The organism is Petrocella sp. FN5 (genome assembly GCF_029210395.1).
Taxonomy (GTDB): Bacteria; Bacillota; Clostridia; order Lachnospirales; family Vallitaleaceae; genus Petrocella.
In genome coordinates this window covers 1-11,973 of the sequence record NZ_JARGDP010000074.1, presented here as the reverse complement: position 1 = coordinate 11,973, position 11,973 = coordinate 1, and the positions used below count along the sequence as shown (strand labels likewise).

The 11,973-nt window shown below is 34.0% G+C and carries 11 protein-coding genes; 4 read left to right on the top strand and 7 right to left on the bottom strand.

Annotated features, from left to right (window positions below; genetic code table 11):
* Positions 1–25 precede the first annotated feature (25 nt).
* Positions 26–1,393: a PhoH family protein gene (locus tag P0N36_RS12970; RefSeq protein ID WP_275843278.1), complete on the bottom strand. Its 1,368-nt coding sequence runs from the start codon at positions 1,391–1,393 to the stop codon at positions 26–28.
* A gap of 290 nt (positions 1,394–1,683) precedes the next feature.
* Positions 1,684–2,265 carry a thymidine kinase gene (locus tag P0N36_RS12965; protein ID WP_275843277.1) on the bottom strand — a complete coding sequence of 194 codons (582 nt, stop codon included), beginning with the start codon at positions 2,263–2,265 and terminating at the stop codon, positions 1,684–1,686.
* A 472-nt stretch (positions 2,266–2,737) separates the two neighbouring features.
* Here P0N36_RS12965 and P0N36_RS12960 point away from each other — a divergent pair, with 472 nt between their 5' ends.
* Together P0N36_RS12960 and P0N36_RS12955 are read left to right on the top strand one after the other, a co-directional pair.
* Positions 2,738–2,887 (top strand): hypothetical protein, encoded by a 150-nt coding sequence (locus P0N36_RS12960; RefSeq protein WP_275843276.1) that lies wholly within the window; start codon positions 2,738–2,740, stop codon positions 2,885–2,887.
* 114 nt (positions 2,888–3,001) lie between these two features.
* A complete protein-coding gene (locus tag P0N36_RS12955) occupies positions 3,002–3,799 on the top strand; it encodes a hypothetical protein (protein WP_275843275.1) in 798 nt (265 codons plus the stop codon).
* 210 nt (positions 3,800–4,009) lie between these two features.
* Here the strand turns inward: P0N36_RS12955 and P0N36_RS12950 are convergent, their stop codons facing one another.
* Positions 4,010–4,330, bottom strand: coding sequence for a hypothetical protein (locus P0N36_RS12950; RefSeq protein ID WP_275843274.1), 321 nt, complete (start codon positions 4,328–4,330; stop codon positions 4,010–4,012).
* Between the two features lie 288 nt (positions 4,331–4,618).
* Here P0N36_RS12950 and P0N36_RS12945 point away from each other — a divergent pair, with 288 nt between their 5' ends.
* Complete coding sequence (locus P0N36_RS12945) at positions 4,619–5,830, top strand: AI-2E family transporter (protein WP_275843273.1); 1,212 nt, start codon at positions 4,619–4,621, stop codon at positions 5,828–5,830.
* A gap of 80 nt (positions 5,831–5,910) precedes the next feature.
* On the opposite strand, the gene P0N36_RS12940 is transcribed toward P0N36_RS12945, so the two are convergent.
* The 3 genes from P0N36_RS12940 to P0N36_RS12930 form a co-directional block, all read right to left on the bottom strand.
* A complete protein-coding gene (locus tag P0N36_RS12940) occupies positions 5,911–6,966 on the bottom strand; it encodes a hypothetical protein (RefSeq protein WP_275843272.1) in 1,056 nt (351 codons plus the stop codon).
* 300 nt (positions 6,967–7,266) lie between these two features.
* Positions 7,267–7,584: a thioredoxin gene (trxA, locus tag P0N36_RS12935; protein WP_275843271.1), complete on the bottom strand. Its 318-nt coding sequence runs from the start codon at positions 7,582–7,584 to the stop codon at positions 7,267–7,269.
* 163 nt (positions 7,585–7,747) lie between these two features.
* Positions 7,748–9,334 (bottom strand): transglutaminase domain-containing protein, encoded by a 1,587-nt coding sequence (locus P0N36_RS12930; RefSeq protein ID WP_275843270.1) that lies wholly within the window; start codon positions 9,332–9,334, stop codon positions 7,748–7,750.
* A gap of 344 nt (positions 9,335–9,678) precedes the next feature.
* Between P0N36_RS12930 and P0N36_RS12925 the strand changes: the two genes are divergently transcribed.
* The gene (locus P0N36_RS12925; protein WP_275843269.1) at positions 9,679–10,722 is read left to right on the top strand and encodes a CPBP family intramembrane glutamic endopeptidase; all 1,044 of its coding nucleotides are present in this window, start codon (positions 9,679–9,681) and stop codon (positions 10,720–10,722) included.
* Between the two features lie 3 nt (positions 10,723–10,725).
* Here the strand turns inward: P0N36_RS12925 and trmB are convergent, their stop codons facing one another.
* Positions 10,726–11,373: a tRNA (guanosine(46)-N7)-methyltransferase TrmB gene (trmB, locus tag P0N36_RS12920; RefSeq protein WP_275843268.1), complete on the bottom strand. Its 648-nt coding sequence runs from the start codon at positions 11,371–11,373 to the stop codon at positions 10,726–10,728.
* Between the last annotated feature and the right edge of the window lie 600 nt (positions 11,374–11,973).

Sequence of the window (11,973 nt, the reverse complement as noted above, 5' to 3'; positions counted from 1 at the left end):
ATCTCACATATATGTTGTAAGTTGGTTACATGTTTCGTTCTGCTATTTCTGCAAGAGGACTACGTTCAACTCGTTTTAGAGTGACGTGGCCTGTTATTCCGAAAGGCTTCATCTTTTCAACGGTATAAATCAAACCATTTGATCTGGCATCTACATAATGATTATCAATCTGGTTATCGCTTGGATCTCCTAATAAAATGAACTTAGAATTATGGCCTGCTCTCGTAAGCATTAATTTAGCTAGATGAGGTGTCATTTCTTGTGCCTCGTCAACAATGATAAACGAGTTGGTAAAAGTTCTGCCGCGCATATAAGTGAAGGTTTTTGTTTCTATAATACCTCTTTGCCTATACTGATCAATAAAATCATCTACAGTAAACAATGGCTTCTGGTTGTTGAAACGTTGTTCTTTTTGGCTATCTTTATTCAAGTCCTTTAAGTCCGTTAGATTCTCAATCGCATCATAGAAGCTACCCATCCAAGGTTTAAGCTTTTCGACCTCTGTACCTGGTAAATAACCAATATCTTCTCCTGCCGGTACTACCGGTCTTACGAAAACAATTTTTCTATACCGATTTGATTCAATAACATTCTGAAGTGCCGCTGCTGTAGATAATATAGTCTTACCGGATCCTGCACCACCTGTAATTGTAACAAAATGTATATCTGGATTCATAAGTAATTCAAAAGCCATCTTCTGTTCTCTATTAATTGGGGTTAAGCCCCACGCTGTTTCATTAACGTATTTTAGAGGTACAATCTTTTTTCCGTCAAATCGAGCAAGAACCTCATGGCCTGAACGGTTATTGCTTTTAATATGCAGAAATTGATTCGGATAATACTGTTCTTTTACAGAATCTTCCGGTACAAAACCGCCTCCATATATGGCATCAATCGTTTCTGATGGCCACTCTACATCTACATAACCTGAGTAAATCTTGTCATTGTCAATCTTATCATTTTCAAAGTCTTGCACTTCAATGCCTAATGAGCTGGCCTTTATATGCATGTAAACATCTTTTGTTACTAGAATTGTTTTGATGTCTTGATTGGCTTCTTGTAGATTCTTTACCACTGCAATAATTTTCGAATCATTTTTACTATAATCGACGCCGTTTGGGAGTACATCTGTGTCCAAATAATTCTGTTCTACTTTTATCATACCACCATTTTCCAGTGGAATGCCTTCTGATATATTGCCTTTACTCATCAATATTTGTAATTCTTTAGCGACATGTCTGGCATGAAATCCCACCAAACCATCTCTCTTTTTTAAGTTATCTAATTCTTCAATACATAAAATGGGGATGATGACATTGTTGTCTGAAAACTTATACATGAATTTAGGATCGTGTATCATAACATTGGTGTCAATAACGTAATTCTTTACCATAACATCCGCCTCCTAGAATTATATTGCAAGTCATATATAGTAATGATTAATGATTCAAAACTATATAGTCGAACTTTCATTAAAATACATATAAGGGTTAAAGGGTCAAAACTAAGTTTCACTAAATTCACATACAATATATAGATTACGTTGATGCATTCATAACTATATATTGTATGCAAAAGTTCAACTATATAGTTTTGACACCTTAACCATATAAGCATATTATAATTTTATCATACAACTCACTTGTATTCCATTAAAATATTGTAAAACCATTTGCCACCATTCTAATTATCAATAGGAGGGGTTACATAGCAATTGTAGCAAACCGGCAAAAATTTTTCCAAACCACCAATATCAATAGGATTACCCTTGTACTCAGGCTTCCCTTCAACTAACTTGAGATTATGTGTTGCTTTACTTGCGCAGTACCAACATATGGTTTTGATTTCTTCTAACTTATCTGAAAGCTCAAAAAGCCTCTTAGATGCTTCAAATAGCTCTAAAGTATAGCTTACTCTCAGTCCATAGCATATTACCGGTGTATTAAATCGTACTACAATCTCCCGTAACTGGTCTATATGTCTGGAAGACAACATCTGAGCCTCATCTACCAATACACAATCTATTTTCTCCTTCTTATCTAAATGCTCAATAAATACATCAACGATATTGGTATCTGTATCAATCATTTCCGCTTTCAGCTCGAAGCCGGCTCTTGTAGATATATTTCCATTCGATCTTGTATCCATATATGGTATCATTAATAATACTTTTTTGCCTTGAGTTTCATAATTATGAGCCGTCGCTATCAGATTTAATGATTTTGCAGAAAAAACAGTGCCGTATTTGAAGAATAATTTTGCCATTTTCGTCCTCTTTCTTTCATTCTCAAAATTCATAAAATTAATATCCTATTGAGCCATTTTTGTGTTTTTTTCATTAATAACCTGTGAACTATCCACACAATTCTGTTGATAACTGTTATTATCTGTGGGTAACTAGTACTTTATGCCTGTTTTTTGTATTTTCTCGAAGTTTGCTTCAATATATTTTACTTGAATATGGCCTTCCAGTCAAACAACCTTTCCCCATCTCAAATAATATTTTTTCTTTTTTTAAGTAGTGAAACATCAAATATTATGGTTAAGGTGTCAAAACTATATAGTTGAACTTTCACATACAATATATAGTTAAGAATGCATCAACATAATCTATATATTGTATGTGAATTTAGTGAAAGTTAGTTTTGACCCTTTAACCAGATTATGATATACTCAAAAGTGGAGAGTATGATAATTATTTCACCAAAATACATATATGGGGACGTGAATTTACTACATGGGGCTTTATAAAGCACTTGCAACCAGCGACTTAAAAGAGGAATTCAAAAATCTATGCCACAATTTATTTATAGAGTCCGGGATTGATATTGATATGGAAATAAAACCGGAACTTGACATTGATATGCTCATCAACTGTCCTTCCTGACAACGTGCAGTAATAGAAATTAAGCTTTATCGATCCAAAAAAGTTGCTCTTGAAACCATTGAACAAGCAATTTTTCATCTAAAAAGGGTCAATTCTGATGTACATGGTAATCATATGATTTTAATCGTGTCCACTTTCGTACCCGACGATTGGGTACATTTAGCAAAAAATAAATTCGGCATCACCTTATGGGATCAAAATGATCTTCTTCATATGTCTAAGGCTTTGGACCCCTTATCATTAGCGTTTTTAGATTTCTTTGAACGTATCAACCCACCTATTGAGATAAGAAAAGCTCCATCTCCCACACCATATAAGCGTATGGCCTCGATTTATGCCTTTACTGAAACCACCCTTAAACCCTTTTGTTACAAAGCTTCAATTGGCCATGAACTTTATCAAAATCTCATTAAAGAAACCAACCGTTCCAATAGTTGGACAAAATTCGAGAACAATGTTTTCGATATCATGAAGCACCTATTTGAAAAAGACCTAAGTGGCTGGTACAAAAATCTAAAAATGGATTCAGGTCATAATCGATTTGAAATGGTATGTCGCATTAACTCTAAGCATGACTTTTGGAAACAACTGGCACTCGATTTTAATACAAGGTATATTTTCTTCGAGTGTAAGACCTACAAAGAAATATATAGTTATAAAAATGTATCTTCAGATGATGTAAATGTTCTCGGACAAGCATTAAGAGCCATCGGCCTTATTGTTACAAAATGCGACCAAATACATTACCCTGATTTTAAAAGCCAGGGGGCCTTCTACGATAACGGAAAATTGTTGTTACATTTAACCGAATTGGATATCCATAGAATGCTACTTGATAAAGATATGGGAAATGACACCACCAGTCTTTTAAAAGAGAGAATTGATGATGCTATGATTCAGATTCGTCTATGAATTATTAACACTATCCTTTGTGGATAACTTTTTGTATTCTAGAAGTCCTAGCTCTTACTAATCCTGCTACACCTTGTGGAACATACGTTCTTAAGATTATTTTTATTATAACTTATACACAAGTTATGCCCAAGTCTATGATTTAAATGTGTTTATAATAAAAGCTATTCCTCCATATTCTTTCTGGTTGAATAGCTTTTACTATAAAAGTTAATACTTATTAATGACAATATCCTGCAAAACTTGATCTTGCTTTTTTATAAGAATATGTCCACGTACCTTGGAATCATAAGTGGCTCTCAACTCTTCTACAAAAAGCATTGGATCTTTGGGTACAGATATGCTGTCTATGTTTCGATAATCTATTGTCACGCTATGGATGCCGGTTGTCACTGTCGGTCTTGGCTTGAACATGTTTAAATTCTGGCTACCCATAAGTTTGCTGATGTTATTATCTAGTTCTTGAGCTTCATGATAAAGCCATTTGTCTATATACAAGATTCCACCAATAATATTGAAGCTATTTCCCATGGTCATCACCTCAAACTTATTGTACAATGATTTTTCATTTGATACAATGGACATTTATTACTAAATATAGTTATATATTCAGCGTATGCAACATTATTGTATCTACAATATATCATTATAAGTGTATCAAGGTAACTTATATGTTCTATGTGATTTAGTGAAACTTATTTTTAACACTTTAACCAATGATTTTGTATATTACTTTTTTGTTAAATCATGAAAGCCTATATTCATAACAGCAAATCTTTGTTATCATAAGTACATAACAATTCATAAGGAGGCTCCCTGTTGAAAATTAATCATAACCTCAAATATACAACCATTGCCATCTATACCGTTTTTGTTTTTTTTGCTTGTATTCTTGTATATAAAGTCGTGTTTTCATGGAATGACTCCATGGCTTTAATTCGTAGTCTTTTGAATCTTATGTCACCTTTTATTTTTGCACTTCTGATTGCTTTTTTTATAAGTCCTATGGTCAATTTTTTGGAGCGTCTATTAATTAATCGAATTTCTTATAAAGGACGTAATATAAAATCATTAAAAATCAAACGTGTCTTATCAATAATACTTGCCTATTTCATTGTTATCGGAAGTATTATGTTTTTATTTGCTATTGTCATGCCCCAAGTGTTTAGAAGTTTTACTGACATCTCAAATAAGCTCCCTGGCTACATTGATTCTGTAATTGAGTGGTCGCAAACTGCATCCTTTTCCTTTGGCACCGAAAACTATTATATTGATTTCAAGCTTCTAAGTGCCTTTGTTTCAGAAAATATACCTCAAACGCTGGAACAAATTACAGATATCTTCAATCAATTCATGCCGGAGATCCTCAATTTTACGAAAAATATCGCTTCTGTCGTTATGAATCTTTTCTTTGGATTCATTATAGCCATTTACTTAATCTATAACAAGGAAGCCTATCTAAAAAATGCAGGTAGGTTTGTTACGGCCATAATACCTCCCCAAGCAAATGGTGCCGTATTCAACACTTTCAAGGAAAGCCATCGGATCTTTTCTAGTTTTTTTATTGGCAAACTTTTGGATAGTTTGATTATTGGTCTTTTATGTTTTTTTATACTTTTGATTTCAAAAATACCTTACCCAATATTGATTAGTGTTATTATAGGGGTAACCAATATGATTCCTTACTTCGGTCCTTTTATTGGTGGATTCATAGGTATCTTGTTCCTTCTCATCGGTTCTCCTGAAAAGGTATTATTGTTTGCCATCATCATATTGGCTCTGCAACAATTTGACGGTAATATATTGGGGCCAAAAATATTGGGTGATTCTACAGGTCTTGAACCTTTTTGGGTGATTTTTGCCATTATACTTTTTGGGGGTATGTTTGGCTTTATAGGTATGTTCGTCGGTGTTCCATTCTTCGCAGTTATAAAAAACATTATCGATCATGTTATTGATCGACACTACAATAGAAAGATTGCTCTAATTGAAGCTTTAGATGATTCTGAGACAAACCCCTATAAGTTATAAGCATAGCACAAAGTGTTTTTATAAAACAACCCCTATTCTACCGATACAATGAGGTAAAATAGGGGTTGTTTTATCTTTATTTAATTTATAACTCTAAGCATTTTTTGGGCTATATTATTTGCATCATTGGTATAATGTGGTCTATTGACTGATACCGCTTTGATGTTCATATCTTTAATGTGAAATTTACGTAACTCTTCTTCAGTTGTTCGGAAAGCATAGTTATTTGAAAAAAGCTTTTCAACCAGTTCTTGATCCTCTGTATCGTCTTCATCAAGTATTCCAAATGGCACATCTAGAATTAGACACTCTGCTACAGAAGACCAACCACCTTTAATTAATGCAAAAGAACTTGCAGCAATATAATCTTGTGTATGCGATAATCTAGAAGGTAGTTTTACAACATGGACATTACCTTCTACTTCTATGGTGCCCGTAGCAAAAACTGTTCCGGAGGGGAAATCAATCTTAAACTTCTCCTTCTTCTTTTCAACTTGTCCCACTGAAAGGTATACTGCCGGCCAATATAGTTTTTTGAAATCACCACTGCTCATTTGACTCACGTCTCTACAAACTAGACCCACATCCTCCTTAGGACAATCAATACCACTCATATCATCAGAAAGTTCAAATCTATATAGCATATCCAATTGATTGTACCATGTACGATAGATCTCAATTAAATCATTTTCAATTCCAAAGTTCTTAAAACGATTGTACCATGTATAATTAGAAATTCCGACCACTTTCACCCTAAGCTTCTTAGCCACCATAATACCTAGAATGCTAATATCCGTAATGACCATGACAATCTCCATGCCTTTTAACAAATTATACTGATACTCTATTAGATCTTCGAGCTTACTCGTATAAACACGTATGTTTTCTGCCGTACCTTCTAGATCTACTTGATGAGAATTCTCAATGAACTTTGAATTTGCATCTGTTTCCACATTGATAAAAGAAACCCGTTTTTCATATTTTCTTAATTCAATTTTTGCATGGTCATTCTGAATCTTATTTGAAGCCAATATTACATTATAGTCACTGTTTTCAATTATATGTGAAATTATAGCTGCTGATCTGGTTATGTGCCCAAACCCACTATCTGTTACATAATATGCAATCGTTTTCATTTTCTACCTCCAAAATCTACTTTTTATGCTTATATGCATTCATAAACATACCACTCTACATGGGATTATAACACCTGCCCAGACAAAAATCAATCAAGGAGAAACAAGTCGTGCTATCTAAAAAAAACACCCAAGAAAAGAAGCTACGCTTCGTTATGAGCTCTGCTCATATTTCTGAACGGTTCGAAAGGAAAGGACCTTGACGCAAATGCTAGAGTATGACTTGCAAGTGGCCAGCTTTGCTGGACACGCTCCTAGAGAATAAAAAAGACGACCTAGGATAAGATCGTCTTTGATGATTTACATTGCTGCTTTAATCTTTGCTTCAACTTGATTTTTAGGTACTGCACCGACTATGGTGTCTACAACTTCTCCACCTTTAAATATCAATAGCGTCGGAATACTCATTACTCTGTAATGTTGTGCTGTAACACCGTTAGTATCTACATCCAGCTTTCCAATTTTTACTTTACCTTCATATTCATTTGCCAGCTGCTCTATAGATGGTGCCATCATCTTACATGGTCCACACCAATCTGCATAAAAATCAACCAAAACCGGTACCTCTGATTTAAGAACTTCTGCTTCAAAATTTGCATCTGTGAATGTCATTGCCATAATAATGCCTCCATTTCTTTTCTTGTAACCACTTGACTATCAATATTATTATATTATGTTTTTTGGATATAGTCAATGTTTAAAATATTTTTCGTCTTATTGCACATCTCTCATCTATTACTTTACCTTAGATTAAAAGAATTGTCCAATAATAATCATTTCTTTAGTGAACTGTTATGTACACGACATTGGTAGATTCATTGACATTATAACTAACACTGCCATATCCATAGCATCTTGCTAAAACTTTCCTTAGTGTTTCCATGGTCATTTGAACACCTTTTACTTTTATCGTCATTGCTTTACTTCCTCTATTAAACTCATTTTGAAGATAAGCTCTTAAGCCTTCCGTGCCAATAACTTCAAGTTTATGATAAGTATAGTAATTATAATAAGTACCTGTCCCCTGTACATATTCAGACTTATTCCAAGAATGGGTAGCCATCAAGTCTTGATCTGTAACATTAAAATAATCATAAGTAATGTTATGTGAACCTAGTGAAGATACCGGGTCATTCCAAGTCGTGTCCACATGATAGTACTTACCGTCAAGCTCTATCATATTCCACGCATGGCCTATATCCACACCATCCACTTTAGCTGTTCCAAAGACAATCTTCGTATTAAGACCTGCTAAATATGCCATATATTGGAATGCTTCGGCATAACCATGACAAACCGCTCTACCATCGATTAGGGCACCATAAATAGTGAATACAGCCGGATTAAGCACTGGCGATTGATCATAGGTCACTTGATGAACGATGTAATCATGAATGGCCAGCTCTTTTTCAAAATCGCTCATATGAGATGTGATTATTTGGCCTACCACTTCTTTAGCTTTATTCTTTGCCATTTCAAGTTCTGGCTTTGTAATCGTATACTCAATTGCTATCATCAAATCATTGCCTCTTTGTGTAATCTTGTAGCTATTGATTACAGATGAATACATGGGAACTTGATTCATAGCGACTTTTGCATCTTCAATAAGATTACTCACATCTACACGACTTATTAATGACATGTCGTATGTTTGGGTCTCTTCCATCTCGTAAATCATTTTTTCTACATTCTGCACTAAAGCTTTATATGACACCGGCATCTTCTGTATATCAAAGAAGGCTAAACTTAAGAATTTATCCGCTTTGTCAATCGTATTAGGAACTGCCTTTTTGACTTGAAGTTGATCCAGTAATGTTGTGTTTTGTGCCTTTTTTTTACTAAATAGTGCATTATAGGTTAGGCTGACCATCTCTCTTCTTGTAAAAATAGACTTTTTGGATGTTGATGATAGAATTCCGATTTCTTTTGCTTTGTTTAAACTATTTGACCACGTGAAGTCGCCGGTAGCATCATCATAAGCCAATGCTCTTAACAAAAGTGTCACATACTGTTCTTGAGTCACAAAATCCTGTGCCCCAAACTCAGTAGATGATTTACCCCTGGTCAATCCATGGTTATATAAATAACCTACATAAGATGACGCCCATAATGATACATCATCAAAAGGATGGTTAAAATCCATGGACTGGACTAAGTCTTCATCACCTTTTAACCTAACAATCATGACGGCTGCTTCTTGACGCGTCAAGGATTGATTGAGGCCATAGTCTTGACCTGTTCCTTTAAGTAAACCAATGACGTTCAGGTATTCTGCTTGAGGGCTGATTACTTCACTTCCATTGGCCGTACTTGCAAATATACTCAGTCCTAGTGCAATAACAGCTAATAAGCCCAATAATTTCTTCATAATCATGAAACCCTCCAAAATAGCTTCTGTAATAACTTGGTGAAAGGGTCAGAACTATTTCTTGACGCCTTAACCATGAACTAATTATAATTCACTATCTTGCTCCTGTAAAGTTTGGTTTCTTTTATTATTGTCTGATAAAAGTGTATAAATTAAGTTTCACTTATTTCGCATACAATATATAGATTATATTGATACATTCGCAACTATATATTGTATGCGAACATTAAGCTGCATGGTTTTTATGCTTAAACATTGTCTTAAGCTTATATTGTTTTTATACCATCTAATTTAGACTTATGTTATGATAGATGCATAATCTATAAGACATCTGGAGGTAACTTATGTTTTCTGTCAAACGTGGCAATTTATTTCAAATGATTACCATAACTTATTTTATCTTAGGCAACCTTACTTTGGCAACCATAATAAGCTCTTTGCAATGGGAAGTTAATTTTATCTTTAATATTTTGATTTCTCAGCTTGGTTTCGTAGCTTTATCCGTCGTTACCTATCTGGTTGTTACAAAATCTCCCATAAAATCAACCTTACATTTACATAAAATTCGACCTCTTGATGTCTTGATTTGTATAGGTCTTGCTTGGTCGATTATGCCTTCTCTCAGTGTTATTAATGTTCTTTCACAGTTTTTTGTCCGCAATCAGATTCAAGGTACTCTACTTGCTGTTTTGGACTATCCATACTTATTCGTGCTTCTTTTAACCTCTGTTTTTCCGGCTATTTTCGAGGAACTTTTAACCCGTTCCTTAATCATAAGCAATTATAGAAAAGAGTCTGTTCTTGTGACTTGCATCATTAGTGGTTTGTTTTTTGGATTCATTCACTTAAACATCAATCAGTTTCTATATGCCTTTGTAATGGGCGCTCTTATGTGCTACGTCGTTTTGATTACTGAGTCCATCTATAGTGCTATTATTATTCACTTCACAATCAATGCAACAAGCACAACAATGCTTTATGTCTCAAATATGATTATTAAGGCTTTTTCTGATAATGAAATCTTAATGGGTGAAATTGCCGCTAATACCGACCCTACAAATGCTCAGTTAGCTATCATGCTCATTGGTCTTTTCATATATGCATTATTCTTTCTACCTATTGCTTTCCTACTTCTTCGTTCGTTGCTCAAAGGAAATAGTAAAGTCTTTAAGGGTAGTCTGAAATTACCTACTGAAGTCTTTATGGGACTTAATCGCACATCACTTATTGATCATGATTTCCAAGAAGATATGAAGGAGGCACTAGAGCAACCGGAAGCTGTTGAGCCTTTGACTATACAAGGAAAACAGTCAATTTTTACGCCGCCGCTGCTTATTACCATTGCCATATTTATTGTTTTTTCACTCATTATTGAGTTTCTAAGCTAATTGTCACCGATTGCTGAAACGCGCTTCAACCATATTAATGGCAATACCTTCTTTTGTGAACTTCTCTTCATATTCAGTCATGATATTCTCTTGTACCCAAGGACTGCCATGTAGGTTTCTTGTTTCCTTTAGAATACTCATACCAAGCATCTGCATTTCTCTCAGTGAAAAATCGAAAAGCAGTTGGTTGTCCGTTTTAAAACACAATAAGCCTTCCGGTCTTAAAATAATCTCGTATTTTTTCAAAAATTCTCTATATGTCAATCTTCTTTTATAGTGTCGTTCTTTGGGCCACGGATCAGAAAAGTTCAAGTATACCTTTGCAACTTCGTTTTCTTCAAAAAGTTCTAATATATCCTGAGCGTCATATCGAACCACACACAAGTTACTAATGTCGCCTTCTTCCTTAATATTATCCAAGCTTTTCACCATTACAACTGTGAACTTTTCAAAGCCGATATAATTAATAGTCGGATTTTTTTTTGCTTGTTCTATTAGAAAACGCCCTCTTCCCATACCAATTTCAATATGTATAGGATTGTCATTGTCAAAATATGTGTGCCATTTTCCTTTGTAATTTATTGGGTCTTTAATCAGTTTCTCATAATCATTAATCCGATTGAAGGCTTTTTTTACATTTCTTAGTCTCATTTTTTCGCTCCTTAATATTCTAACTCTAGGAAAGTCATACTTTTGCTAAAGGGTCAAGAATCTCTGCTGCCATGAGCCACTTACATGCAATACGAAGCAAAGCCCTTTGTTCTTTCTTCTTTAGCATCTTATCATTTCATCTAAAAAAATGCAAAAAATACCCTACCGCAGTAGAATATTACTTCACGCTGGGTAGGACTAAGCATATTATATAATAAAAGGGGGGATAGTTATTACTTTTTAATCATAGCAAATAAATATGTCTAAATTATGAATTCAGTATATCTTTTCTGTGTATTATTGAAATATTCACAACTTAACTGCTAGTTTCTCTTGAATTATGTCTTATATAATATTTTTTCACAGAATAATTCTTCTATATGCATGGTTGGTGGCTCTTATCATTGATATCATATGATAAACAAATAAGATCTGCTCATTTGAACAGATCTTATTTTCTACTATATTATATGAGGGAGTAAAATATGAAGGCTTTCACATCATAATGAAATGAATAAGGGGTACTCTTACTATACCAACTATTTATGTTCATAGTGTGAGCAATCTATAAAAAAAGTATGAAATAATTATAAAATTATT